This window comes from Enterobacter sp. UPMP2060 (genome assembly GCF_053709655.1).
This window is the reverse complement of sequence record NZ_JBSKJQ010000002.1, coordinates 498,411-523,858: the sequence shown is the minus strand read 5'-3', so window position 1 is coordinate 523,858 and position 25,448 is coordinate 498,411. Positions and strand designations below refer to the sequence as shown.

General features: G+C 50.1%; 23 protein-coding genes and 2 pseudogenes. All 25 read right to left on the bottom strand.

The window, feature by feature from the left end; translation table 11 throughout:
- Nucleotides 1–30 precede the first annotated feature (30 nt).
- The 25 genes and pseudogenes from ACWKXN_RS07880 to wcaF all read right to left on the bottom strand — a co-directional run bounded on the left by ACWKXN_RS07880 (nt 31) and on the right by wcaF (nt 25,439).
- Entirely contained in the window at nt 31–918 is an 888-nt protein-coding gene (locus ACWKXN_RS07880; RefSeq protein ID WP_217071530.1) for a glycosyltransferase family 2 protein, read from the bottom strand.
- Nucleotides 911–1,876, bottom strand: coding sequence for an EpsG family protein (locus ACWKXN_RS07875; protein WP_454543598.1), 966 nt, complete (start codon nt 1,874–1,876; stop codon nt 911–913). The genes ACWKXN_RS07880 and ACWKXN_RS07875 overlap by 8 nt, the downstream gene beginning before the upstream one ends.
- Nucleotides 1,877–1,942: 66 nt before the next feature.
- Complete coding sequence (rfbC, locus tag ACWKXN_RS07870) at nt 1,943–2,500, bottom strand: dTDP-4-dehydrorhamnose 3,5-epimerase (RefSeq protein ID WP_217071532.1); 558 nt, start codon at nt 2,498–2,500, stop codon at nt 1,943–1,945.
- Nucleotides 2,501–2,525: 25 nt separating this feature from the next.
- Nucleotides 2,526–3,575 carry a glycosyltransferase family 4 protein gene (locus ACWKXN_RS07865; RefSeq protein WP_217071533.1) on the bottom strand — a complete coding sequence of 350 codons (1,050 nt, stop codon included), beginning with the start codon at nt 3,573–3,575 and terminating at the stop codon, nt 2,526–2,528.
- 10 nt (nt 3,576–3,585) lie between these two features.
- Nucleotides 3,586–4,854, bottom strand: a complete 1,269-nt coding sequence (locus tag ACWKXN_RS07860) for an O-antigen translocase (RefSeq protein WP_133294768.1) — start codon at nt 4,852–4,854, stop codon at nt 3,586–3,588.
- Nucleotides 4,854–5,960: a DegT/DnrJ/EryC1/StrS family aminotransferase gene (locus ACWKXN_RS07855; protein WP_111965771.1), complete on the bottom strand. Its 1,107-nt coding sequence runs from the start codon at nt 5,958–5,960 to the stop codon at nt 4,854–4,856. The genes ACWKXN_RS07860 and ACWKXN_RS07855 overlap by 1 nt, the downstream gene beginning before the upstream one ends.
- A gap of 16 nt (nt 5,961–5,976) precedes the next feature.
- Nucleotides 5,977–6,135 (bottom strand): annotated as a pseudogene (locus ACWKXN_RS07850) (DapH/DapD/GlmU-related protein); the annotation flags it as partial.
- A gap of 60 nt (nt 6,136–6,195) precedes the next feature.
- A pseudogene (locus tag ACWKXN_RS07845) lies at nt 6,196–6,420 on the bottom strand (DapH/DapD/GlmU-related protein); the annotation flags it as partial.
- Nucleotides 6,407–6,817 carry a sugar 3,4-ketoisomerase gene (locus ACWKXN_RS07840; RefSeq protein WP_111965773.1) on the bottom strand — a complete coding sequence of 137 codons (411 nt, stop codon included), beginning with the start codon at nt 6,815–6,817 and terminating at the stop codon, nt 6,407–6,409. The pseudogene ACWKXN_RS07845 and the gene ACWKXN_RS07840, both read right to left, overlap by 14 nt.
- Nucleotides 6,818–6,834: 17 nt before the next feature.
- Nucleotides 6,835–7,710 (bottom strand): glucose-1-phosphate thymidylyltransferase RfbA, encoded by an 876-nt coding sequence (rfbA, locus tag ACWKXN_RS07835; protein ID WP_217071536.1) that lies wholly within the window; start codon nt 7,708–7,710, stop codon nt 6,835–6,837.
- A 50-nt stretch (nt 7,711–7,760) separates the two neighbouring features.
- Complete coding sequence (gene rfbD, locus ACWKXN_RS07830) at nt 7,761–8,660, bottom strand: dTDP-4-dehydrorhamnose reductase (protein WP_111965774.1); 900 nt, start codon at nt 8,658–8,660, stop codon at nt 7,761–7,763.
- Between the two features lie 2 nt (nt 8,661–8,662).
- Nucleotides 8,663–9,745, bottom strand: a complete 1,083-nt coding sequence (gene rfbB, locus ACWKXN_RS07825; RefSeq protein ID WP_454543597.1) for a dTDP-glucose 4,6-dehydratase — start codon at nt 9,743–9,745, stop codon at nt 8,663–8,665.
- Between the two features lie 351 nt (nt 9,746–10,096).
- A complete protein-coding gene (gene galF, locus ACWKXN_RS07820) occupies nt 10,097–10,993 on the bottom strand; it encodes a GalU regulator GalF (RefSeq protein WP_454543596.1) in 897 nt (298 codons plus the stop codon).
- Between the two features lie 176 nt (nt 10,994–11,169).
- The gene (gene wcaM / locus ACWKXN_RS07815; RefSeq protein ID WP_143346767.1) at nt 11,170–12,561 is read right to left on the bottom strand and encodes a colanic acid biosynthesis protein WcaM; all 1,392 of its coding nucleotides are present in this window, start codon (nt 12,559–12,561) and stop codon (nt 11,170–11,172) included.
- Nucleotides 12,562–12,573: 12 nt separating this feature from the next.
- Entirely contained in the window at nt 12,574–13,794 is a 1,221-nt protein-coding gene (gene wcaL, locus ACWKXN_RS07810; protein ID WP_033145971.1) for a colanic acid biosynthesis glycosyltransferase WcaL, read from the bottom strand.
- Nucleotides 13,791–15,071 (bottom strand): colanic acid biosynthesis pyruvyl transferase WcaK, encoded by a 1,281-nt coding sequence (gene wcaK / locus ACWKXN_RS07805; RefSeq protein ID WP_033145972.1) that lies wholly within the window; start codon nt 15,069–15,071, stop codon nt 13,791–13,793. Before wcaK ends, wcaL begins: the two co-directional genes overlap by 4 nt.
- A gap of 17 nt (nt 15,072–15,088) precedes the next feature.
- Nucleotides 15,089–16,567 (bottom strand): colanic acid undecaprenyl disphosphate flippase WzxC, encoded by a 1,479-nt coding sequence (gene wzxC / locus ACWKXN_RS07800; RefSeq protein ID WP_454543595.1) that lies wholly within the window; start codon nt 16,565–16,567, stop codon nt 15,089–15,091.
- Nucleotide 16,568: 1 nt separating this feature from the next.
- Complete coding sequence (gene wcaJ / locus ACWKXN_RS07795) at nt 16,569–17,963, bottom strand: undecaprenyl-phosphate glucose phosphotransferase (protein WP_033145973.1); 1,395 nt, start codon at nt 17,961–17,963, stop codon at nt 16,569–16,571.
- A gap of 46 nt (nt 17,964–18,009) precedes the next feature.
- Nucleotides 18,010–19,380 (bottom strand): colanic acid biosynthesis phosphomannomutase CpsG, encoded by a 1,371-nt coding sequence (gene cpsG, locus ACWKXN_RS07790; protein ID WP_023312395.1) that lies wholly within the window; start codon nt 19,378–19,380, stop codon nt 18,010–18,012.
- Nucleotides 19,381–19,491: 111 nt separating this feature from the next.
- Entirely contained in the window at nt 19,492–20,928 is a 1,437-nt protein-coding gene (cpsB, locus tag ACWKXN_RS07785; protein ID WP_033145975.1) for a mannose-1-phosphate guanyltransferase, read from the bottom strand.
- Between the two features lie 3 nt (nt 20,929–20,931).
- Nucleotides 20,932–22,155, bottom strand: coding sequence for a colanic acid biosynthesis fucosyltransferase WcaI (gene wcaI, locus ACWKXN_RS07780; protein ID WP_182930942.1), 1,224 nt, complete (start codon nt 22,153–22,155; stop codon nt 20,932–20,934).
- Complete coding sequence (locus ACWKXN_RS07775) at nt 22,152–22,631, bottom strand: GDP-mannose mannosyl hydrolase (RefSeq protein WP_454543594.1); 480 nt, start codon at nt 22,629–22,631, stop codon at nt 22,152–22,154. Before ACWKXN_RS07775 ends, wcaI begins: the two co-directional genes overlap by 4 nt.
- 2 nt (nt 22,632–22,633) lie before the next feature.
- Nucleotides 22,634–23,599 (bottom strand): GDP-L-fucose synthase, encoded by a 966-nt coding sequence (gene fcl, locus ACWKXN_RS07770; protein WP_013097874.1) that lies wholly within the window; start codon nt 23,597–23,599, stop codon nt 22,634–22,636.
- 2 nt (nt 23,600–23,601) lie between these two features.
- On the bottom strand, nt 23,602–24,723 hold the full coding sequence (gmd, locus tag ACWKXN_RS07765; RefSeq protein WP_014884502.1) for a GDP-mannose 4,6-dehydratase: 1,122 nt from the start codon (nt 24,721–24,723) through the stop codon (nt 23,602–23,604).
- A gap of 155 nt (nt 24,724–24,878) precedes the next feature.
- On the bottom strand, nt 24,879–25,439 hold the full coding sequence (gene wcaF / locus ACWKXN_RS07760) for a colanic acid biosynthesis acetyltransferase WcaF (RefSeq protein WP_033145979.1): 561 nt from the start codon (nt 25,437–25,439) through the stop codon (nt 24,879–24,881).
- Between the last annotated feature and the right edge of the window lie 9 nt (nt 25,440–25,448).

Genomic DNA, 25,448 nt, shown 5'->3' with positions numbered 1-25,448 from the left:
TTGAATACCTAATACTAAAATCTTTGTCTATTAAAATTTATTGAACATTCCATCACGCACAGCTTTAATGCAAACTTTAACTGAATTAAGTTTAGTTTTTGAATATAAAACTTCGAAGACAATATTTTTAGCTGCGTGGAAAAAAACATGATATCGATATTTAAAATTATAATCCGAATAAAACATTAAATATATTGCGTTGCGGATTTTATAATAGTTCCTGAAAGAGTTATGTATCGTTACAGAACGACCTGCAAAATTTTTCTGCCCATAGCCCAATTCATGAGAAATCATGACTGAAGGTGTCTGAACAATTACCATATCTTTCGTAAGTGCTCTCCAGCACCACTCTGTATCAACCCAATCTATGAATAGCTTTTCATCAAATGGCCCTACAACATCCCACGCCTCCCGAGAGATCAGCATCCCCGATGCAATGACATGAGAGGGATAAAGGTCATTGTCACCTTCACTACATACGACTTTATTACTTGTGAAAAGGTTCAAACTCACGGATGGGTGTGTATAATTTGAACGATGATCTTTAAAGAAAGGGGAAGCGCAGGCAACTTTTTTACCCTGCTTTTGATTGTGTTCGAATGCAATTTCGAGCTTTTCGATTACATCACCAGGGAAACAAGTATCTTGATCGGAGAAAAATAAAAAATCGATTTCACTCGTTTCAAGTCCCTTTTGAACTCCATAGTTTTGAGCAAAAGCAATCCCTTTATTCTCAGTGAGTAAAATGATATCAAGATTGTCAACTGAAATATCTTTTAAAGATTCACTATCCTTTGAACCGTTATCTACAAGAACTATTCTCTCAACCTGTGAAGCTAAAGAATTAATACATTCCTTCAGGCGAACGATTTCAGGATTGTAAGTAACAATTACTGCCAATACTTTAGCCTTACACATTAATCACTCCAAAAATCACATGATAATAATAAGTTAGATATATAAGAATAAGAATTTTTACGACACTGCCAAAATACTGATATTTTTTTTGTCTGATAAAAACCCCAATGGCAAGCATGAGGAAGAAATACATTTCCAAAATACGGAAAGCCATAACAGGAAGTGAAAAAAGAGAAAAAACTATATATTGCATTACACCATAACTAAAAAACAGTCTTAAAAAATCTTTTTCACTTTTATCAATCGATACAAAGCTTAAAACAAACCAGGAAAAAGCGGTAAGAGATAATGAATTTATTATATTAACACCGGCATCATTTCCTATTTTTTGTCCAATGCCATATGATCTGATAAAATATATAAACTCATCCGCATAACCCGACACAGCAACCATAACAAGAGCACTAATGCACAGATACCCGAGTAATCTAATCCTTTTAGAATAAACAAACGGATATAATAGAAGAAAAGGAAGTGCAGACCAATGTGTTGCAATTGCACAGAAAACAGACAAGTAAAAGCAGGCTGGATTTTTTGTATACAAATAATAGACAGAAAACATCAAAATTGAAATACACAAACCATTTCTAAATTGAGTATAATCTAAAACCCAAAGAGCAACGCAAGCGTAATAAATAAGAAATAGTGTCAACCCAGATAAATTACATGAATATTTTGCAAGAAATTTTGCTTTTAAAAAAAAAGAACAGGATAAAATAATAAATATGATGATCAGATAATTTGCGGTGAATAGCATCAAGCCACGATAAAATAACTCAAGGACGCCCCCACTCTCATCCCCTGAAAAAATTTGTATGTAATTATCATAGTCTCTGCTAATCCCTAAAAACTGGCTATTGGCTAAGACAAACCCCATAAGAAGAGTTGCTATAAAAAAAAGATAAATAAAACCTATTTGATTTTTTTTATATTTATTTTCAGTATTTATTTCCATCATGATATATAAACATACTCAAGAATAAAATAGCCACCTTTCTTGCATAAAGACAAGGTGGCCCACTCACTAGAACAGGTCACTGTCCGTTAGCGCTGAAAAAAGATGTGCTTCTTGATCTTTCGACGAAAGTGAAAGAGCAGCATCACAGTGTGGCCAATTAATACCTAAAGTAGGATCATTATAAATGATTGCTTTTTGATGTTCAGGAGCGTAGTAGCTCGTGGTTTTATAAAGAAATTCAGCTTCATCGCTAGTGACCATGAAGCCATGAGCAAACCCTTCAGGGATCCATAATTGGCATTTATTTTCTGCTGAGAGAGTTATGCCGAACCATTTTTTGAAGGTTGGTGAATCTCTCCTGAGATCAACAGCAACATCAAAAACCTCGCCAACAACACAGCGAACCAGTTTTGCTTGTGCATGTGGAGCTAATTGATAATGCAATCCACGTAGAACTCCTTTACTCGATTTTGAATGATTGTCCTGAACAAAATCTACTTTCTTACCTATTGCCTTTTCAAAAGCATTTTGATTGAAACTTTCCATAAAAAAGCCTCGTTCATCACCAAAAACTTTTGGTTCAAGAACGATCAGATCTGGAATATCAGTTTTAATAACATTCATACTTTTTTCCATTATCTTATGGCATTTATTTATTTATGCCTAACAATAAAAAATTGAAAGTTTCACCTACAATTTTCCAATCATACTTTTCCAACACTGAAATATTAGTCTGGATTTCTCGTTTTTTCTCTTCGTCACTAAATTTTAAACAATGATTTATCGCATCATAAAGCGTGTTAGCTTCAAATTTTTTTAATTTGAGTGAACTATTTGTCTCAGCCAGAGGTGCATAATTTGAAATGACCAGGCATCCACAGGCCATTGATTCAGCACACGGATAATGGAAAGCACCATCTTCGACCAATCCAACTGCAATCATTACATCATTGCTTCGATAAAAAGATGCCAATTCTAAATCGGAGGTTATAGGAACAAAATTAACTTTGAAACCAGCAGAAATTAGCCGATCTCGGTCAACCTCGTCCAAAAAGACAGCTATATTAACTATAATCTTTTCTTTATTTCCTAACGAGCATAATACGGAAACAACCTCACTTGTACCTTTATGCTTTTCTTTTCTACCGATAACGCCAATCGAAACATGGCTATTTTTGGCACAATCAACTGGCTTTGGGCGAAAAACGTTCAAATCTAATCCAGCAGGAACTATGCCTATTGAGTTATCAATTTTATGAGGTAATAAGCCAGGGCTATTTAGTATTTTCTTGAGCGGTAAATGATAGGTTAAATATGCTATTAGCCTTCCTAATTTACTCTCCGAAAAGTTGACTTCATACGCCTGAATATAATAGAACTTACCACTACGTTTAATAGGTAACATCGCCACGAGGTAAGCAATTAAATGAAAGCTTGCAATTGCCACATCGGGTTTTGATTCTATACATTTACGCCAAAGATTATAATATAGACTAATGATTCTAATAAGTTTAAAGCGACTTTTCCTAACTTCACTTCTAATAATACTTGCTGTAGTCTCATAATATGGTTCGTTTTTATTATCGGGAGCAATAAAACTTACATCATGACCACAACTCATCAGTTCTGTTGCCAACTTAGAAAGAACCCTCTCACCACCAGCTCTTCCAAATCCTAGAACAGGAATAATTATTTTCAAACTTTAGCCTCTAATTTTGATTATCTTTTCGTACATTAATATAGTTTGTAAAAACAAAAGCAAACACGAAGTATAAGCCATATGTTAAGACATAACTTATGTTTGCTCCCTGTACCCCATAAATTACGACAAAGAAAGAAGAAGCAATGACAAATAAGGCCGAAAAAAGCACTTCAGAGGTAATGAAAACTTTAGTATGCCCCTGAGCCTGAAGTGTATATGCATAAAGGAATCCGGCAATTTTTATTACATCTCCCATTAGTTGGAAAAAAAATAATTCACGGGCAGACCTAAATTCATCAGTAAACAAAATAGTTATAATAAGGTCACGGAATAAATAGATACTCAATGCCATGAATATCGTTATTGACAGTACATATAATATAGTACTGTTTACTTCTTTTTTTATGAGTAAACTTGACTTTAAAATTGCTAACCTTGGTAAAAAATATGTTGATAAAGCAATTGTTACTACACCAAGATAAACCTCTGATATTTTCCAGACTGCCTGCCATTGACCAGCATCTTCCCAGCCGGTATTTGCAATCAATACTTTTCTAACACACAATAAAGCAACGGGCATTGAAGCAACAGAAACCAAAGCCATAAGTGTATATTTAAAAATACTTCTAACTTTGTCTCTATCTGTTTCACCCCACCAATATTTTAACCTAAACCAGGATTTATTGATGCAAAACAGAATTAATACAGCGCCTGCAATAGCACTGTTTAATGCCGTAGCGATTAATGCACCTTTAAGATCAAATGAAATAACCAGAAAAGCCATGAATATGGTGGAAACGAATACAGATAACATTCCGAGCAATATATATTGCTTATAGTTTTGTTGACCGTTTAAAACCGAAGCAATCAATGTATTTAAAACTGTAAATGGCAATACACAGCATGCAAAAATAATTAACCATGCATACTGGTTATCGTTGAAGAGTAAACCACTTAAACTTTTGGAAAACAGTATGAAAACAGGAACAATCAGCAAGAACAATAACAAGGTAATCTTGAGGCATGCACGCCACCATGGCGCACAAGCCTCTTTTCCTTCTTGCCAATTTTCCGCAGTATATCGAACAAGGCCGGTACTTACAGGAGCAGTGGTTACACCAGTAACGATGGTCATCAGGCTTTGCACCTGTCCAAGCATCGCAACTCCCGTAGGGCCAGTATAGATGGCTACTACCTTACCGATGATAAAACCTGCAATCATTTTGATGAATGTATAAATTGCAGATAATATTGTTACCTGGAAAAATCGTTTCATTATTTGTAATTATTAACTATATCAATTACATAATTCACTTCTTCTTCACTCATCACTGGACTCATTGGTAAAGAAAGTACTTCAGCATGAATTTTCTCTGAAATCGGTAGATTAAGCCCTGACATTTCCTGATATGCTTGTTGCTTATGAGGTGGCAGTGGGTAATGAATTAAAGTTTGAATACCGTTCTCTAATAAATATGCCTGAAGCTTTTCACGATTAGTCGTTCTGATCACAAACAAGTGCCAGACGTGTTCTTCTTTATTATCAACTACTGGTAATGTGATTGCTGGATTTTTAATTCCATGAATATACTGTTCCGCTATATTTTGACGAATCGCAGTATCTTCTGCCAATGTGGACATTTTAACACGTAATAAAGCCGCCTGTAATTCATCCAGGCGGCTATTTAATCCCTGATAAAGGTTTTCATATTTTTTATGTGACCCATAATTACGTAGAGCTTTTAAAGTATTAGCTAGCTCTGTATTATTTGTAGTAATCGCCCCCGCATCACCCAAAGCGCCCAAATTTTTCCCTGGATAGAAACTAAATCCGGCTGCATCACCCCATGCTCCCGCTTTCCGGCCATCACGCATTGCGCCATGTGCCTGAGCACAATCCTCAAGAACTAATAAACTGTATTTTTTCGCAATTGCACAAATTTCAGGCATGTTGCAAAGTAAGCCGTACAAATGAACGGGTAAAATTGCTTTAGTCTTTTCCGTAATATGACGTTCAAGTTCTGCTGGATTGATATTGTAAGTATCAATATCGGGTTCAACTAGGATAGGGACAAGATTATTTTCTGTTATGGCAAGAATAGAAGCAATATAAGTATTTGATGGAACCAATACTTCATCTCCATCTTGCAGATAGCCCAGTTCTTTCCATGCACGCAACACGAGTATCAATGCATCAAGACCATTTGCCACACCAATGCAATGTTCTACTTCACAATATTCTGCAAATTCACGCTCGAATTGTTCAAGCTCTTTTCCCATAATGTACCAGCCAGAATCTAGCACTCTACTAAAAGCAGAGACCAATTCATTATGTTGGCGCTGGTTAATTGCATTAAGATCCAGAAAGCTAATTTTTTTCATTTTTCTCTACCCATTTAATGAATTGCGCCGGGTTACCTACTACGACTGCGTAAGGCGGAACATCTTTGGTCACGACACTACCTGCACCAATAATTGCTCTTTCACCAATCTCAACACCGGGAAGGATTGTTGCATTAGCACCTATCGATGCCCCCTTGCGTATAGTTGTTTGCAAAAATTCTTCTGGATATTCTTTTGAGCGAGGATATTTGTCATTCGTAAATGCTACACAAGGGCCTATAAAGACGTCATCCTCTATTCGGACACCATCCCAAATATAGACACCACTTTTAATGGTTACATTATTTCCAATGACAACATCATTTTCTATTAGAGAATTTGCACAAATATTACAATTACTACCAATTGCCGCATTTCTGAGTATAACGACAAATTGCCATATAGTTGTACCGTCGCCAATCGAGGTTGTCTGGACATCACTTAATCTATGAATTTTCACCGGAGTTTACTCTTCTGATAAAATCATCGTATTTGCGGATATAATCAGATTCTTTATAGTAATCATCAGCAATAACAATCAGTACACAATCATCGCTAAAATCATACATTTCATGCCAGATATAAGGTTCTATCAACAAAGCTGTTGCAGGGTCGTTAAGTTCAACCTGCTTCGTTTCCTTGCCGTCATCCATATGGAATTTGCAAGAACCTCTTGCTACAACGGCTAACTGGCGCGTTGCCTTATGTGCATGAAAGCCTCGTCTCACGCCCGTGAGTGTATCGAGAATATAATAAATACGCTTGACTTCGAACGGTATATTCCTTTGTTCTTCAAGAGCAAAAAGTGCGCCACGTTCATCCCCATGTTTTTGCAAAGGGATTAATTGAATATCCATTACTGAGCCCCCAGATGCTATTCGCTAATCATTTTCAGCAAGTATTGACCATATTGATTTTTAGCAAGTGGCGCAGCTAATTTCTTAACTTGCTCAGCAGTAATAAAGCCTTTGCGATATGCAATTTCTTCAGGGCAAGATACTTTCAGCCCCTGTCGCTCTTCGATAGTGGCGATAAAATTACTGGCTTCGATAAGACTCTGGTGAGTTCCAGTATCCAGCCAGGCATAGCCACGCCCCATCATAGCAACGGACATGCGCCCCTCTTCCATATAAAGTCGGTTAATGTCGGTAATTTCCAACTCGCCACGTGCTGATGGTTTTAGTTTTTTTGCCATGTCTACAACGGAGTTATCATAAAAGTAAAGCCCCGTCACAGCATAATTACTTTTTGGCTGGAGTGGTTTCTCTTCCAGACTAATAGCAGTACCTGTTTTATCAAACTCTACAACACCATAACGCTCGGGGTCGTTAACATGGTAAGCAAACACCGTAGCACCATCTTCTTTATTTACTGCAGCTTCAAGTTGCTTCGGCAGATCATGTCCGTAGAAAATATTGTCTCCCAACACTAAAGCGCAGTTGTCATCGCCGATAAACTCTTCTCCGATGATGAATGCCTGTGCAAGGCCATCTGGACTTGGTTGTACTTTATATTGTAGATTCAGTCCCCACTGGCTACCGTCACCCAATAATTGTTCAAAACGCGGCGTATCTTGTGGTGTACTGATAATGAGAATGTCTCTGATCCCTGCCAACATCAGCGTGGAGAGTGGATAATAGATCATTGGCTTGTCATAAATGGGAAGCAGCTGCTTACTTACCGCCATAGTTACAGGATAAAGACGAGTGCCAGAACCCCCAGCCAGAATAATACCTTTACGCTTAGCCATTATAATTTCTCTATAATTTAAATGCCTTTGTTCAAGCATTCATTTAATCATTAAATTGATTGAGTCGTAAAAAGCTCAGTGAGCATCCGTTTTACGCCAATATCCCAGGAAGGCAGTACAAGACCAAAATTCGCCTGAAATTTCTCTGTGTTCAAGCGTGAATTATGCGGTCGACGGGCAGGAGTCGGGTAAGCCGATGTTGGAACTGCATTGAGTTTTTCAATAGCCAACTCAACACCCGCTTTTCTGGCCTCATCAAATACCAGTGCCGCATAGTCATACCAGGTGGTCGTATTTGACGCGACCAGATGGTAGAGACCAGCAACTTCAGGCTTAATCATTGCGACACGAATAGCATGCGCTGTACAGTCTGCTAACAACTCAGCGCCCGTTGGGGCACCAAATTGATCGTTGATTACGGAGAGTTCCTGACGCTCTTTTGCGAGCCGCAACATCGTCTTAGCGAAATTATTGCCCTTCCCCGCATATACCCAACTGGTGCGGAAAATAAGATGCTTAGGACAATGCGCCTGTAATGCCTTTTCACCTTCAAGCTTTGTCTCACCGTATACATTCAACGGTGCTGTCGAATCCGTTTCACGCCATGCCGTTTCGCCATCACCAGGAAAAACGTAGTCGGTAGAATAGTGAACAACCCATGCATCTATTTTAGCGGCTTCTTTGGCTATCGCTTCAACGCTTGTTGCATTGAGGAGTCTGGCAAAATCCGGCTCAGATTCAGCCTTATCGACAGCTGTATGTGCCGCCGCATTAACAATGACATCGGGTTTAATGGCACGAACGGTTTCAGCGATCCCTTCCGGATTGCTAAAGTCCCCGCAATACTCCTTAGAATGCACATCGACCGCTATCAAATTACCTAATGGAGCAAGCGCACGCTGGAGTTCCCACCCCACCTGCCCTGTTTTACCGAACAGAAGAATATTCATTATTAACGTTCCCCGTAGTTCTGCTCGATCCAACTTTTATAAGCACCACTTTTAACGTTGCTAACCCAATTCTGATTGCTCAAATACCATTCCACCGTCTTACGAATTCCGCTTTCGAACGTCTCCTCAGGCTTCCAGCCCAGTTCAACGCCAATTTTATGCGCATCAATCGCATAGCGACGGTCATGACCTGGTCGGTCAGCCACATAAGTAATCTGATCGCGATATGACCCCTCTTTCGGCACAATCTCATCTAACAGATCGCAAATCGTATGTACCACGTCCAGGTTCTGCTTCTCGTTATGACCGCCAATGTTGTACGTTTCACCCGGTTTCCCCTGAGTGACAACGGTATAGAGTGCACGCGCATGATCTTCTACATACAGCCAGTCACGGATTTGGTCGCCTTTGCCGTAAATCGGCAGCGCTTTACCATCCAGCGCATTCAGAATTACCAGCGGGATCAACTTTTCCGGGAAGTGGTACGGACCGTAGTTATTCGAACAGTTGGTGACAATAGTTGGGAAACCATAGGTACGCAGCCAGGCACGAACAAGATGGTCGCTTGAGGCTTTTGATGCTGAATACGGGCTGCTGGGCGCATAAGCCGTGGTTTCGGTGAAGAGCGGCAGATCCGCTGATGCTGGATGCTCATCAGGATGTGGCAAATCACCATACACTTCGTCGGTAGAGATATGATGGAAACGAAACGCTTTCTTCGCCTGCTCATCCAACGTTGACCAATATGCTCGTGCGGCTTCCAGCAGCACATAAGTGCCGACGATATTGGTTTCGATAAACGCAGCCGGGCCGGTAATAGAGCGATCGACGTGACTTTCAGCAGCCAGGTGCATAACCGCATCAGGCTTATGTTCTGCGAAGATACGATCCATTGCATTTTTGTCACAAATATCCGCATGCTCAAAAACATATCGATCGCTGTCGCTGACTTCACTAAGCGACTCAAGGTTGCCGGCATAGGTCAGCTTATCCACATTGACGACGTCGTCCTGGGTATTTTTAATAATATGTCGTACAACCGCTGAGCCGATAAAGCCGGCTCCGCCCGTCACAAGAATTTTCACGTTATCTGTTCCGTCTGTTGGAAATGTCTGGATATTTACGCTCTGAATCCGATCGGTTTTGACGGTTTCAGAAATTGAGCACGCTACCGCCCCTGGCTTAACAGCTACCAGTGCACTGAGCGATCTCCGATTAAATGATTTTTTTGTCTGGATCCAGACAAAAAACTGGCGTTAATTGTCGTCCTAAACGACGTCAGAAACAAGCACAAATCGCTACAAAGCGATCCAGATTTAGACCCTGTAACTCTATGTAATCATAGGATTAATAATAAAAAACGGCAGTCATCATTTTGGCTATATTTCAATACACCAAAATAATGACTGCCGCTTGTTCAAGACGTTGCAGGAATATCAGTCGTTTGCGAGCAACTTCTCAATACGGGTTCTGAACTTCGCCCCTTCCTTCAGGTTACGCAGCCCATAGTTCACGAATGCCTGCATATACCCCATTTTCTTACCGCAGTCATAGCTGTCGCCGGTCATCAGCATCGCGTCAACAGACTGCTTCTTCGCCAGTTCGGCAATCGCGTCGGTCAGTTGAATACGATCCCAGGCGCCTGGCTCGGTTTTCTCCAGTTCCGCCCAGATATCGGCGTTCAGAACGTAACGACCTACCGCCATCAGGTCCGAATCCAGCGTCTGTGGCTGATCCGGTTTTTCGATGAACTCAACGATGCGGCTCACCTGCCCTTCCGTTTCCAGCGGTTCTTTAGTCTGGATAACGGAGTACTCGGAGAGATCGCCCTTCATGCGTTTCGCCAGCACCTGGCTACGGCCGGTTTCATTGAAACGCGCCACCATTGCCGCCAGGTTGTAACGCAACGGATCGGCAGAAGCGGTATCGATGATGATGTCCGGAAGAACAACAATGAATGGGTTATCACCCACAACCGGACGGGCACACAGGATAGAATGCCCCAGACCCAGCGGCTGCGCCTGACGGACGTTCATGATGGTCACACCCGGCGGACAAATAGACTGCACTTCCGCCAGCAGCTGGCGTTTGACGCGCTGCTCAAGCAGCGCTTCAAGTTCGTAAGAGGTGTCGAAGTGGTTTTCTACCGCGTTCTTGGACGAGTGAGTAACCAGGACGATTTCTTTGATCCCTGCAGCAACAATCTCGTCGATAATGTACTGAATCATTGGCTTGTCGACGATCGGCAGCATATCTTTTGGAATGGCTTTTGTGGCCGGCAGCATATGCATGCCCAGGCCTGCTACCGGAATGACTGCTTTCAAATTAATCATTATTTCTTCCACCTTAAAATGGTTGACGAATTATAGCTCTTAAACCTGTTTTCGCCAGCATGATTTGCCGTAATCCTTGGGCAATGTTACGCCTTAGCATCACAAATTTCTGTAGTTGTAATCTGATTAGATCGCGCTTTTATGCCAGGAATAGTCTCAAAACTGATGATTGTCGATTATCTGTGCGGAAGCGCAAAGTTAAGCCTTTCCACATTCACCACCTGCTGGTCGACCCGGTCAATATCGACCGAGCTTTGCCCCTTCTCATTCACTGCTTTTATGTTCGCCAGCGACAGCAACGTCTCGTCTTTCGCCATGAACTTGCCCCGCACATCCTTGCGCAGGTCGAAGTTAATCTTCAGGGCGGGCCCCACAGCGGCTTCCTGCATCACATTGATGTTGCGTAAGAAAAGATGCTGCGGCTTGTTGTGCAGTTCCAGCGTCGCCCGCTGCATCTCCACGTTGGTTATCGCCACAAACGAGGTGGCGTTACCGGATGAAATCTGTATTCCGCGCAATTTATACGCAAGCTGACGATTATCGAGATGAATATTGTTGAGCTTGAAGTTCTGCGGGATGGACAAATAATCGCCTTTTATCACCCCATAGCCGATTAACATTCCGGCACTGTTCACCATCTCGACATTATCAATAATGAAATTATCGCAGCCATAAATGGCCACCGTGGCGTTGTCTATACCCGCCTTTTTACTGAAATCGGGGGTAATATTTTTGGCCTTGATATTGCGAATAACAAAATGTTTACCGTTTTCAACGTGCACCAGCTGGCGACAGTTGCTGCCGGTGATGTTTGCCACCACGAAGTTCTTGACGGTTTGCTTCTCCGGATAGTCGTTATCGTAGGTGCTGCCGGCGAGGCCAATGCCGATGCCCCAGTTGATCTTGCCGTTGGTGCAGTTGATGTTGTCGATGACATGGTCAGAGATCAGGATATTGCGATCGTTGATGGCGACGTTCCACTCGATCGCATCCCCCTGGAGATGGCTAAATTTGCTGTTGGTGATGCGGGCACCGTCAACCTGGTTGTGGAAACCCTGGCGCAGGATGGCGTAGTTGGCCTGGCTTACGCTGATGTTATCAATCAGCAGGTTGCGCATCACGCTCGGTTTCTTGCCGCCGATGTAGATCTGCGTCACCGGGCCAAAACCGCTCATGGCCAGCCCTTTGATAACGCAGTCAGAGCCGCGAACGTCGAGCGTAATGTTCTCCGTGCGGCCAGCACCTTCGCCTATCACTTTGCTGCCTTCCTGCAAAACAAAGCGGCCGCGCCCGTTGCCGGTTAACGCCCCGCGGATCAGCAAGGTTTTACCGTCGGGAATGAAAATACCGGTATTGATGTTTTCGCAGGTGAGCCCGGCCGGGACCACGACGGTGTCGCCGTCATTAAACGCCTGCTTAAAAGCGGCGATCCAGTCGTTGTTATTGTACTGATTAACAGAGACCGTTCTGCCGCTTGCCGCCCGCGCGATGCGTGACGACAGCAGCGGCGTGGCCGCCAGAACGGAGAGAGAAGAGACAAAGGTGCGTCGGGTAATCTTTTTCAGCATACATCCTCGGCGTTACAACGTTTGCAGCAGGCTCGCTAACTGGCGGTTAATCACCTGCTGGTTAAAATCGGTTTCCACTTTTTGTCGGGCGTTCTGGAGCACGGGCTCCAGCGCCTGCTGGTCAATATCGCTGAAGGCTGCTAATCGGTCCGCAAGGGCCATCGCGTTATTCTCCGGCACCAGCCAGCCGGAGTGGTCAGACTTAATCAGCTCCGGGATCCCGCTGTGCAGGGTTGATACCACCGGAATACCTACGGCCATCGCCTCCATCAGCGCCACCGGAATGCCTTCCATATCGCCATCTGCGCCCGTTACGGAAGGCAGCAGAAAGACATCAGCCTCGTCGAGCATGGCCTTGACCTCGTGGCTCGGCTTGAACCCTGGCATCTCTACGACATCTTCCAGCTGATACTGTTCGATAAGCGTGCGCAGACGACGCTCCCACGGCCCAATGCCGAGAATGCGATAGTGGAAATCCACCCCGCGCGCTTTCAGCTGGCGGCAGGCTTCAATGGCCACATGCAGGCCTTTCTTCTCGGTCAGGCGAGCAACGGAGATGATCTGCAGCGGTTTTCCCGGCACCTTGACAGGACGGCGAGTGAAGCGCGTTAAGTCCACGCCCATACGCGAAACGGCAATTTTCTCTCCCGGGCAGCCCATGTTTTTCAGGCGTCCGGCCCACAGGTCGCTGATAGGCAGCATCATGTCGCCGCGCCTGAACAGCTGCTGATACTCCGGCGTGTAGTGGTTCAGCACTTCGCGGCTGGAGATATCGATACCGTGGAAGATGGTCGCAATTTTGCCGTCAATCACGCCCAGCTCGCGCAGCTTCGCGGCGGTGACGCCCGCCGGGCCAAAGTGGGCGATAAACACGTCGGCACGATACGGCTGCGCGGTTTGCCCGCAGATGGCCGACAGGATCAGATTGCGGGATTCGGACCCATAGCGGGAAACATTCAGCGCCCGCCAGGTCGACGCGCGGTGGATCCCGCGCAAGGTCTGGCTGGCCCGGTGCCGCAGCTTGCTCAGTCTCCCGGACGGCTCATCCTGCAGCCAGCGGGTTTTCGCCTCCAGCCCATACTGGGTATACGCCGCATGGGTATTTTTGGTATCGCCCTTTTGCAGGGCGATAATCTCCACGTCATATCCCATATCGATAAACGCGGTGATTTGGTTCAGGACAAACGTTTCAGACGACAGCGGAAATTTCAGTAAGAAGAAACCAACCTTCATTTCCCCTCCCGTACGCGGTCAAGTACCGATTTCACCATCCCAATGCCCTTCTCGCGCTCGGCTTTCACCGCCACCGCCAGGCGTTCATTGATCGCAGGCAGCTGGCCGAGCGTGTCGCCCACCATCGCACCGAGCGAACCATCGAGCAGATGACGGATATCCACGGCCATTTCCGGCATACCGAGCTGCTGCATGATGCCTGCTGATTTGTGTTCGTAGTTGATGGCAATGGCCGGCGTGCCAAAGTTCATGGAGATAATGGCGGAGTGCAGGCGCGTGCCGACGGTCAGGTCGCAGGCGGAGAGCAGCTTGCCCATCTCCAGATCGTTCAGTTCGTCCATCACCACGTGATAGCGGGACGGATCGTTCACCAGGCTGCGCAGGTTCAGCGCCACCATACGGTCGTCTTTGTTGTAGCTGTCGATGCCGGTGCAGGTTGAGAGCGCCAGCACCTGGTACCCGCTGTCCAGCACGCGGTTCACCACGTCGGCGAAGGCTTTCTCATACGCCGCCTGGGTCGTACCTAAACGCTTATCGAAGGGCGCCAGCTCGCGCAGGGTAATCGCGACGGTTTTCTGTTTCGCCGCCACGTCGAGCCAGTGCTGCACCGCGTAGCTCGGCTGGAAGCTGTCGTCCTGGTGATCCACCAGCCACGCGGTGTCCACGCCGTGCTCAACTTTTGAGGTGTCAATTTCGCTGCGCTTCATCATATCGAGGCTGACCGACTCGCGCAGGATCAGCGCGTCGCAGTGGCCGAACACGTAGTTTGCAAGCTGGTTAAACTGCGGATCCTGGAATGGCCCGACGCTGTGGCCAATCATAAACAGCGGCTTTTTCGCCATAAAGGTGCAGAGCGCATGCTCAAACTGCGGCACGCCGTAGAGATCGACGAAGAACGAACCGCCGACCTGGATAATGGCGTCGTAGCCGGACAGCAGACGGACAAAATCGGTAAAGCCCTGCGCGATAGCAATATTGCGCAGCTTGCCGGTATCGGTCACGCGGGAAAGCAGCACCTGGTGCTGGTAGCGACGACGCAGCACTTTCTTCACCCGCCCCATCACGCCCGCGGCGTTGTTATGCTGTTTCATCTGGCTGTAGAGCGGGTCGCCCATCACCGGGCGGTTCAGTAACCAGGATGAGCTGACCGGATAACGGCTCATCACGTCCACTTCAGTCTCAGGCTTAAGGGTGTTAATTGCATCCAGTAAACCGCGCAGGATGGCGCTGTCGCCACGGTTGCCGCAGGTATGGTTGCCAAGAATTAATAATTTCATAATGGCCTCTTAAATAACTAGCCTGCGCGAAGCAGCGTTTTCATTTTTTCGTTACGGCAAAACTGGCGCTTCATCTCCACCACCAGCGCATTGCGTGACAGCACAATCATCACGCCAAATGCCAGCGCGCCCGCGGCAACCTTTACCGCCAGCAGCGCGGCCAGCGGCAGGTGACCGCTGAGGATGATGCCCAGGCCGTAGCTCACCGCCAGGGTCGGCAACGAGAGATAGAACGGCAGCCACAGGCTCAGGATGTACTGACGGTAGCTGGAGCCCAGCACCGGCTTGATCATGATGAAGTAGCTCAGAACGGTATTGATTATCTGCACCAGCAGGAAGCCCAGCGTGACGCCGATGGCGCCTGCCATATGCCCGCCGACGATAATCGCCGGAATAAACAGGAAAGTTTTGAACACGTTGAACTTAAAGCTAATGTCGACGCGCGCTTTTGCCATCAGCAGGGAACCAATCGGATTCCCCACGGAGCGCAGAAGCCCCACCACGCACAGCAGCTGCAGGATCGGGATGATGCCGTTCCACTTCTCGCCAAACACCAGCGGCACGAAGTTGCTGGAAACCACCATCAGCCCAAGCAGCACCGGGAAGTTGATGATCCCCACCACGGAAAGCAGCTTGTAGAAGTTAACGCGCAGCTTCTCGGTGTCGTCCTGAATCTTGGCGAACGCCGGGAACAGGACGCGGGTGATGATCGGGTTCAGCTTCATCGGCGGCACCACCGCGACGTTGTAGGCCAGGTTGTAGCCCCCCGCCACGCTCGCGCCAAGAATACGCGCCAGCACCAGCGTCGACAGGTTGGTATTCACATAGTTGATGATGCTGTCCGCCGTCAGCCACGCGCCAAAGCGCAGGTTGGACGAAACTGACGCGAGAGAGAAATGCAGTCCGGGACGGTAAATCTTGCGGCCAAAGTAGCCGAACAGCAGCGTGCGCACGGCTGAGTTAACCAGGTATCCGAGGATAGCGGTCATCGCCAGCGGCCAGAAAAGGGCACTCACCACGGTGAAGGTAAAGCCCGCCAGCACGGCACTGGTCTCGATCATGCCGATCTTGTTGAACTCCAGCTCTTTCTGCATCAGCGCGCGGAACTGCTGCCCGTGCGGGATCACCACGAAAGCAAACGACAGCGTGCGCATCAGCGGAGCCAGATCCGGGTTGTGCAGCACGCTGGCGATGGTGTCGCTCAGCAGGAACACCAGCACGAACACGAAAATTCCCAGCCCCACGTTCAGCCAGTAGAGCGTAGTCAGCTCAAGATGGCTGATCTCTTTGCGCTGGATAATCGAGTTGGCGATACCAAAATCAGACAGCGTATCGGCCAGCGCGATAATCACCAGCGAGACGGTCAGCAGGCCGAACTGGTGATTATCAATAATGCGCGCCAGCACGGTCATCTGCACCAGACCGAGGCCAATGATGACGATGGTCGCCATCGCTGACCACTTCGCCCCGCTGATGGTTTTTTCACGTAAGCTCATCTTAGTACGCCGCTTTGTTCACGAAACCTTTGAAGATGGTCAGAAAAACAATCTTGATATCGAACCAGATACTCCATTCACGGATGTACTCCAGATCGAATTCGATACGTTTTTCCATTTTTTCCAGCGTGTCGGTTTCGCCGCGCCAGCCGTTGATCTGCGCCCAGCCGGTAATGCCCGGCTTGACCTTATGGCGCAGCATGTAGCCTTCAATCAGCGAGCGGTACTGCTCGTTGTGCGCCACCGCGTGTGGACGCGGGCCAACAATCGACATGCCGCCGGTGAAGACGTTGATAAACTGCGGGAGTTCATCCAGCGAGGTGCGGCGCAGGAAGTTCCCCACGCGGGTGACGCGCGGATCGTTCTGCGTTGCCTGGGTCACCACCTTGTCGTTTTCCATCACCTTCATGGAGCGGAATTTCCACACCATAATCGGCTTACCGTCCATACCGTAGCGGGTCTGGCGGAAGATAACCGGGCCGGGAGAGCTCAGCTTCACCGCGAGGGCAATGCAGCACAGCACCGGGGAGATGAGCAGTAAAATCAGCGAAGAGAGCACGATATCTTCCGCGCGCTTCAGCACGCGGTTAATGCCCGACAGCGGGGTGTCGTACAGCGGTACCACCGGTACGCCGTTCACTTCTTCAATGCGTGAATGGAGGATGTTGAAGGTAAAGACGTCCGGGATCAGGATCACCGAACAGGTGGTGTCCGCCAGCTCGCGCATCAGTTGCTTAATGCGGGATTCGTCTCTCATCTGCATGGCGATGTAGACGTTGTGAATTTTACCGGCTTTCGCGTCTTCAATAAGCTGTTCGTAATTGCCCGCCCAGTCCGACGGCACGCCGCCCGGCTTCGCGTCGTGATAAATCCCGACCACTTCAAACCCTAACCACGGCTCTTTGCGGAAGCTGTCGAGCAGAACCTTACCAACCGGCAGATCGCCCGCTACCGCAACGAAGCGACGGTTATAACCGCGGTTACGCAGCCAGCCCGCGCCGAAGCGGATCAGGGAACGGCACACCACCATGCCGACGCTGGTGATCAAATACCAGCAGAGATAGGTGACGAGGCGATTATCAAAATCATGGCTGAAGGCCACCAGGCCTGCGCTGAAGATCAGGCTCAGGGTCCAGTTCTGCAGCAACAGCATCAGTTCGGTGGTCATTTTCACGCCGCGCCACGAGCGGTAGAAATCGGTCATCCCGCCAATCATCTGAAACACGACCAGCGCAATGAGTGCCATCAGCAGATGCATATATAAGAACGGCAGCCCGCCGATCCGACACACCGCCCACAATCCACCGACCATGATGGTGATATCAGAAAAACGCTGCACCATAGAGATTAACGATGCATTCGTTCTCGCTCGTTCGCGTTTTTTTAGATTCGTCATCGTTGTTCCTGTATTCGGTTCCCCCTCCCGCCGGGAGGGGCAATTGTTACTGATTCAACAGCGCCAGAATGTCCTTCGTTCGGGCTTCCATCAGCGCCGTGTCAGCACGGGACTCCACGTTCAGGCGCACCACCGGCTCGGTGTTGGACGAGCGCAGGTTAAAGCGCCACTGCGGGAACGCCATGCTGATCCCGTCCGTACGGTCAATTTCCAGCGCGTGGATCGCAAAGTGCTGCTCCACGCGGGCAATGGCCTCGGCCGGCTGCGCCAGCTTGCTGTTGATCTCCCCGCTCGCCGGGAACGCCGCCATGCGGTCGCGCACCAGCTCGCCCAGCGTCTGCCCCTTCAGGCACAGCAGCTCGGTCACCAGCAGCCACGGGATCATCCCGCTGTCGCAGTAGGCAAAATCGCGGAAGTAGTGGTGGGCGCTCATCTCGCCGCCGTAGATGGCGTCTTCTTCGCGCATACGCTCTTTGATGAAGGCGTGGCCGGTTTTGGACATCACCGGCGTGCCGCCCGCCGCTGACACCACGTCGACGGTGTTCCAGGAAAGGCGCGGGTCATGAATGATTTTCGCGCCCGGGTTTTTCTCAAGGAACGCTTCCGCCAGCAGGCCGACAATGTAGTAGCCCTCGATGAACTGCCCTTTCTCGTCGAACAGGAAGCAGCGGTCGAAGTCGCCGTCAAAGGCGATTCCCATATCCGCGCCGTGCTCAATCACCGCGTTGCGGGTGTCGTCGCGGCACTCCGGCAGCAGCGGGTTAGGAATACCGTTCGGGAAATTGCCGTCCGGGGTGTTGTGCACCTTGACGAAGGTCACCGGCACGTTCAGCGCCTTAAAGCGGGCTTCCAGCGCATCCACCACCGGGCCGGCCGCGCCGTTACCGGAGTTGATGACCAGCTTCAGCGGCTTGAGGTTCGCCACGTTGATGTAGCCCAGCAGGTGGTCGATGTACTCTTTCTGCAGGTTGATTTTTTTGTAGCTGCCGCGCTTCGCGTCGTTCACCGGCGGGAAGTCGTTGGCTTCCGCCAGGCGCTGCACGTCGCGCAGGCCGGTGTCGCCGCTGATAGGACGGGCGCCCTTGCGCACCAGCTTCATCCCGTTGTAGTCCATCGGGTTGTGGCTGGCCGTCACTTCGATACCGCCGTCCACGCCCAGGTGGAAGGTGGCAAAGTAAATTTCCTCGGTCCCGGAAAGGCCGATATCCAGCACGTCCACGCCCGCGTCCTGCAGCCCTTTCGCCAGGGCCAGCTTGAGGGATTCGCTGGTCAGACGCACATCGCCGCCCAGCACGATGGTCTGCGGTTTTAAATATTCGCCGTACGCGCGGCCAATGCGCCACGCGATGTCTTCATTCAGCTCTTCGCCCAGCTTGCCGCGAATATCGTAGGCTTTAAAACAGGTTAATTTTTCCATGATGACCCCTTTTTCAGGCAACAGTCGGCCCTGACCACGTAATGGCCAAATTGATTTTTTTGTCATTCGAAGGCCCGGTAAGCACAGCGCCACCGGGCATAATGCAGAGTGCTACACCCGCCCGTAGCGGTCCTGGAAGCGCACGATATCGTCCTCTTCCAGATACGAGCCGGAGCGCACCTCAATTAAGTCGAGAGGAATTTTCCCCGGGTTCTCCAGACAGTGCGTCGCCCCCAGCGGAATATAAATGGACTCGTTTTCACCGAGCAGTTTGACTTCACCGTCGATGGTGACTTTAGCGGTACCCGCAACCACCACCCAGTGCTCGGCGCGGTGATGGTGCATCTGCACCGACAGCCCCTCGCCCGGCTTCACGGTGATGCGTTTCACCTGATAGCGGTCACCGGAGTCAATGGAGTCATATTTCCCCCACGGACGGTAGACTTCGCGGTGAATATGGTGCTCGTGACGGCCATCGGCCTTGATCTGCTCCACCACTTTTTTAACGTCCTGCACGGCGTTACGGTCGGCAATCAGCACGGCGTCCTTGGTCTGGACAACCACCAGATCCTTCACCCCGACCGTGGTCACCAGGCCGGATTCGGCGTAGACGTAGCTGTTTTCCGTTTTGTGGCTAATAACATCGCCGTGGTGGACGTTACCCTCCGGGGTATGGGCGCTGATCTCCCACAGGGAGGACCAGGAGCCGACATCGCTCCAGCCCGCATCCATCGGTACCACGACGGCGTCCGCCGTACGTTCCATCACCGCATAGTCAATGGACTCTTCCGGGCAGGCGAGGAACGCCTCTTCATCCACGCGGATGAAGTCGAGATCCGGGTCCACCACCGCCATGGCTTTCTCGCAGGCGTCAAGAATATCCGGGCGGTATTTACGCAGCTCTTCAAGGTAGCGTCCGGCACGGAACAGGAACATCCCGCTGTTCCAGTAATATTCACCGCTGGCGACATACGCCTGCGCGGTTTCCAGATTCGGTTTTTCAACAAACTGCGCCACGTCAAACGCCACGCTGTCGCCTTCACCCGGCGTCACGCTGCCGCGACGAATATAGCCATAGCCGGTTTCCGGCAGATCCGGCACGATGCCGAAGGTCACCAGCTTGCCGCTCTCGGCGTAAGGGATCGCCGCACGCACCGCGTCGCGGAACGCGTCTTCCTGCTGGATAACGTGGTCTGCCGCCAGGACCAGCATCAGCGGGTCACAGTCCGGGCTGCTGCGTTTTGCCGCCAGCGCCGCCAGGGCGATCGCGGGCGCGGTATTGCGTCCGGCAGGCTCCAGGATGATGTTTTCGGTGAGCTTATTCAGCTGGCGCAGCTGCTCGGCAACAATAAAGCGGTGCTGTTCGTTACAAATCACCACCGGGCTTTCACACTCCACGCCGTGCAGACGGTTTACCGTCGTCTGCAGCATGGTGAGATCCCCTTTCAGGCAGAGGAACTGTTTTGGATAGAGCACGCGGGACAGCGGCCACAACCGGCTACCAGAGCCACCAGCCATCACAACCGGATACAAAGTGGTTTGACTCATGATTTATCCCCGTATATCTGCAATAAATTGGCTCAGCACGTTCTCTTTCTCGAGCGTGCGTTCGGCATATTCACGTGCCACCGTGTTCTCTTTTGGCATGGCAAGTGCCTTCTCAATTCCGGTTACCAGCGCCGGGACCGATTCCGGCTCCACGCACACGGCAATACCCGGATAGCTGTCGCACAGCTGGCCTAATTCTGTTTCGGCTTCTGCCGTGATCACCGCGTTACCGCCCACTGCCAGAATATTGGTCAGCTTGGACGGCAGCACCGCGTCCGCGGCGCCGCGTTTTTGGACCACCAGATGGCAGTCGCCCATCTTCAGCAGCGCAGGCAATGCCTCGTAAGACTGAAGCGGGAAAAATTTCACGTTGGTCAGGCCACGTTCCCCGGCCATTTTTTCCAGCCGCGCCTTTCCACCGCCCTGCCCGACAATCACAAACGTCCACGGATGTTCACTCAGCAGCTGGGCCGCTTCAATCACGCTTTCCAGCCCCTGCTTTTCGCCGATGTTGCCTGAGTAAAGAATGATTTTTTGATCTTCAGGCAAACCGAGCTGCGCGCGCAGGGCCTGAGCGTCTTGCTCAGTTACATCGCGAAAACGCGCCACTTCGGACCAGTTCGGGAAGAAGATCACCTTCTCTGCCGGAACGCCCTTCTCCTGCGCCTTATTCATCATCGAGCGCGAGATAGTCGAGACGTAATCCACGTTGTGCAGGCCGCTGCGCTCAAACGCGCTGGCAAGCTTCGCCACCTTGCCGCCCTTGCTTTTGCCTGCCATCCCCAGGCCCAGCATGGCGTCAACTTCATAATCCTGAATGTGCAGCAGAGTGCGCGCGCCGGAGAGTTTGCCCAGCAGGCGCATGCCCGGCGTGCAAAACAGCGTTGGCACAACGCCGATGATGCGATCCGGCTTCCAGCGACGCTGCGCCATCAGCGGGAAGAAACTGCTCAGGGCAAAGCTGCCCAGATGAATTAACCGCTTCAGCGTCGAGGGCTGCTTAGGCACATACAGCGGGCAGCGCCAGACGGTCGCTGCGCCCTCTTCGCGACGGTAGCGCCAGCTTGAGTAGCGCTCCCCGACTTTCCACTCCGGGTAGTACGGCGGCGCGGTAATGACCCGCACGTCATGTCCCTGGCTCGCCATCCACTCGACCATCTCGCCGGTGTATTTCCCGATGCCGGTTAGCTCCGGCGAGTAGTTGATTCCGTACACTAAAATTTTCATAAGCCCGGCACTCCGGACTGACGATCGGCCAGGAAATAGGCACGACTGTTGTCATGCACATTGTCGCTGGCAAGCAGCGCCTCTGGCGTCTGCCAGCGGTAGTCGTCATGCTGAGAATCAGGCAGACGCAGGTCTGCCTCACTCACCTTCAGGCGGAACCCCAGCACGATGTAGTGCGTGGTGAACCCGGTGCCTGAAAAGTTATCGTCATAGAAGTGCTGCCAGACCCCGTAAAACTGGCCCGCAGCCAACGGCAGCTGCAGGCCCAGTTCCGCCAGAGTGAGACGCTCAAACGCATCGCTGAGCCGCTCATCCTTCTGCACGCGCCCGCCGGGCACGAACCAGAAGCCCTGTGCAGGACGGTTGGTTCGTTTCCCCAGCAAGAACTCGCCGCGTTCGTTCTCCACGATCAAATCAATTGAGATGAGCGGAGTCGAACGCACTACCGTGGCAAAATCTTCCTGACTTAAAAACATCGTTACCCCCGGAAGCGGTGCTGGTTTTCCAGGAACCACTGGTAGGTACTGGCCAGCCCCTGCTCCAGTGACACCTCGTGATACCAGCCCAGCTGATGCAGACGGGTCACGTCCAGCAGCTTGCGCGGCGTGCCGTCCGGTTTCGTCGCGTCAAACACCACGCGGCCTTTGTAGCCCACTACCTGCGCGATGGTTTGCGCCAGCTCGCGAATGGTGCAGTCCACGCCGGTACCAACGTTGATGTGCGACAGCATCGGCTCGGTGTTCTCCTGCCACACCTCGCGATCCAGTTCCATCACGTGAATGCTGGCGGCAGCCATGTCGTCCACGTGCAGGAATTCACGCATCGGCGTACCGCTGCCCCACACCACCACGTCCGGCGCGTTCTCGGCGGTCGCCTCGTGGAAGCGGCGCAGCAGCGCCGGGATCACGTGCGAGTTGCTCGGGTGGAAGTTGTCGTGCGGTCCGTACAGGTTGGTCGGCATCACCGAGCGATAGTCGCGGTTGTACTGACGGTTGTAGGACTCGCACAGCTTGATCCCGGCAATCTTGGCAATCGCGTACGGCTCGTTGGTCGCTTCAAGCGTGCCCTGCAGCAGTTCGCTCTCGGCGATCGGCTGTTTCGCCATTTTCGGGTAAATACAGGACGATCCGAGGAACAGCAGCTTATTCACGTTGTGCAGATGCGCCGCGTGAATGATGTTGCTCTCGATCATCATGTTTTCGTAGATGAAATCCGCCGGGTAGGTGTTGTTAGCGACAATGCCGCCCACCTTCGCCGCCGCCAGATACACCTGGTCAATGCGTTCGTTAGCAAAGAAGTCCTGTACCGCGCGGCTGTCGAGCAGGTTCAGCTCGTCGCGCGTGCGGACAACCACTTCCACGTCACCGCGCTGCTCCAGCTGGCGAACAATCGCGGAACCCACCATTCCGCGATGACCGGCGACAAAAATACGTTGTTTTGTCATTCTCAGGACTCCAGCGCGATGGCAACCTCGTAGCCATGAGACTTGAGCAGGGAGTGTTTTTTCGCTGCTTCAAGATCTTTGGCTACCATCTCGGAAACCATTTCCTGCAGAGTGATTTCTGGTTTCCAGCCCAGCTTCTCGTGCGCTTTGGTTGGGTCGCCCAGCAGGGTTTCCACTTCAGCAGGACGGAAGTAGCGCGGGTCAACCTGGACAATCACGTCGCCTGGCTTCACGCCCGGAGCGTCGTGGCCGGTTACGGAAACCACGATACCTTTCTCTTCCACGCCGGTACCTTCGAAGCGCAGCTTGATGCCCAGCTGTGCCGCGGCCATTTCAACGAACTGACGTACGGAGTACTGCACGCCGGTCGCAATCACGAAGTCTTCTGGCTGTTCCTGCTGCAGCATCATCCACTGCATTTTCACGTAGTCTTTGGCATGGCCCCAGTCACGCAGGGAATCCATGTTGCCGAGGTGCAGGCAAGACTCCAGACCCTGCGCGATGTTGGCGATAGCGCGGGTGATTTTGCGGGTCACGAAGGTTTCGCCGCGACGCGGAGATTCGTGGTTGAACAGGATGCCGTTACAGGCGTACATGCCGTAGGATTCACGGTAGTTCACGGTGATCCAGTAGGCGTACAGTTTTGCTACCGCATACGGAGAGCGCGGGTAGAACGGCGTGGTCTCTTTCTGTGGGATTTCCTGCACCAGGCCGTACAGCTCGGAGGTGGATGCCTGGTAGAAGCGAGTTTTCTTCTCAAGGCCGAGGAAGCGGATTGCTTCCAGCAGACGCAGCGTACCCATGGCATCAACGTCGGCTGTGTATTCCGGGGATTCGAAGGAGACCGCTACGTGGCTCATCGCGCCCAGGTTGTAGACTTCATCCGGCTGTACTTCCTGCAGGATACGGGTCAGGTTGGAGGTATCGGTCAGGTCGCCGTAGTGCAGATGGAATTTCGGGTTCGCCGCGTGAGGATCCTGATAAATATGATCCACACGTTCGGTGTTGAAAGAAGACGCACGACGTTTAATACCGTGTACTTCATACCCTTTTTCCAGCAGGAACTCTGCCAGGTAAGAACCATCCTGCCCGGTAACGCCGGTGATGAGAGCGACTTTAGACATGTTTTATTCCTCTACTTATGAATTTAATCAGAGCCGTTAAGTAGGCTATCTTTTTTGTCATTTTGAACGTGGGCTGTGCTCGAAATCCTCACGTACCTAAGTACGTTCCGGTTTCTCCGCGCAGTCCGCGTTCAAACTGCCTGCAACGATTACGCCTACTTAACAAGGCTCTTCGTTTCAACGCGTTCGCGTATCACCACTGCGGGGTTGCCACGGCAAATTTTATTTGCCGGTAGCGATTTAAAAACGCTGCTGCGGGCACCGACTACCGTGCCATCGCCAACAGAAACACCCGGTGCAACAAAAACATCCGTTGCCAGCCAGCATTTTTCGCCAATCACAACAGGCGAAGCGGTAATATCAAAATGCTGACTCATAAAATCGTGGCTGCCGGTGCACAAATAACATTTCTGTGAAACCACCGAATTTGCGCCAATCGTAATTTCGCCCAGGGTATATAACACCGCGTCATCCCCAACCCATGCGTAATCTCCCAGCGTTAATTTCCACGGATAGGTAATTTTCACAGAAGGTCGGATGACTACGTTTTTTCCGATTTTTGCGCCAAACAGGCGCAATAAAAAGGCTCGCCAGCGGTACATTATTTGCGGCGACCAGGCAAATAATGTTGCCTGAACGGCCCACCACAGCTGTACCTTAATACCGTTCCCGCCCCGAAAACCTTTCGGCACGGAGAAACCTTTTAAATCCTGCATTGCGTTTCC

Excerpts from the sequence above, each read along its gene's own strand:
- ACWKXN_RS07880 (WP_217071530.1), bottom strand. The coding sequence starts at position 918 with ATGTGTAAGGCTAAAGTATTGGCAGTAATTGTTACTTACAATCCTGAA.
- ACWKXN_RS07875 (WP_454543598.1), bottom strand. The coding sequence starts at position 1,876 with ATGATGGAAATAAATACTGAAAATAAATATAAAAAAAATCAAATAGGT.
- rfbC (WP_217071532.1), bottom strand. The coding sequence starts at position 2,500 with ATGAATGTTATTAAAACTGATATTCCAGATCTGATCGTTCTTGAACCA.
- ACWKXN_RS07860 (WP_133294768.1), bottom strand. The coding sequence starts at position 4,854 with ATGAAACGATTTTTCCAGGTAACAATATTATCTGCAATTTATACATTC.
- ACWKXN_RS07855 (WP_111965771.1), bottom strand. The coding sequence starts at position 5,960 with ATGAAAAAAATTAGCTTTCTGGATCTTAATGCAATTAACCAGCGCCAA.
- ACWKXN_RS07840 (WP_111965773.1), bottom strand. The coding sequence starts at position 6,817 with ATGGATATTCAATTAATCCCTTTGCAAAAACATGGGGATGAACGTGGC.
- rfbA (WP_217071536.1), bottom strand. The coding sequence starts at position 7,710 with ATGGCTAAGCGTAAAGGTATTATTCTGGCTGGGGGTTCTGGCACTCGT.
- rfbD (WP_111965774.1), bottom strand. The coding sequence starts at position 8,660 with ATGAATATTCTTCTGTTCGGTAAAACAGGGCAGGTGGGGTGGGAACTC.
- galF (WP_454543596.1), bottom strand. The coding sequence starts at position 10,993 with ATGATTAATTTGAAAGCAGTCATTCCGGTAGCAGGCCTGGGCATGCAT.
- wcaM (WP_143346767.1), bottom strand. The coding sequence starts at position 12,561 with ATGCTGAAAAAGATTACCCGACGCACCTTTGTCTCTTCTCTCTCCGTT.
- wcaL (WP_033145971.1), bottom strand. The coding sequence starts at position 13,794 with ATGAAGGTTGGTTTCTTCTTACTGAAATTTCCGCTGTCGTCTGAAACG.
- wcaK (WP_033145972.1), bottom strand. The coding sequence starts at position 15,071 with ATGAAATTATTAATTCTTGGCAACCATACCTGCGGCAACCGTGGCGAC.
- wzxC (WP_454543595.1), bottom strand. The coding sequence starts at position 16,567 with ATGAGCTTACGTGAAAAAACCATCAGCGGGGCGAAGTGGTCAGCGATG.
- wcaJ (WP_033145973.1), bottom strand. The coding sequence starts at position 17,963 with ATGACGAATCTAAAAAAACGCGAACGAGCGAGAACGAATGCATCGTTA.
- cpsG (WP_023312395.1), bottom strand. The coding sequence starts at position 19,380 with ATGGAAAAATTAACCTGTTTTAAAGCCTACGATATTCGCGGCAAGCTG.
- cpsB (WP_033145975.1), bottom strand. The coding sequence starts at position 20,928 with ATGAGTCAAACCACTTTGTATCCGGTTGTGATGGCTGGTGGCTCTGGT.
- wcaI (WP_182930942.1), bottom strand. The coding sequence starts at position 22,155 with ATGAAAATTTTAGTGTACGGAATCAACTACTCGCCGGAGCTAACCGGC.
- ACWKXN_RS07775 (WP_454543594.1), bottom strand. The coding sequence starts at position 22,631 with ATGTTTTTAAGTCAGGAAGATTTTGCCACGGTAGTGCGTTCGACTCCG.
- fcl (WP_013097874.1), bottom strand. The coding sequence starts at position 23,599 with ATGACAAAACAACGTATTTTTGTCGCCGGTCATCGCGGAATGGTGGGT.
- gmd (WP_014884502.1), bottom strand. The coding sequence starts at position 24,723 with ATGTCTAAAGTCGCTCTCATCACCGGCGTTACCGGGCAGGATGGTTCT.
- wcaF (WP_033145979.1), bottom strand. The coding sequence starts at position 25,439 with ATGCAGGATTTAAAAGGTTTCTCCGTGCCGAAAGGTTTTCGGGGCGGG.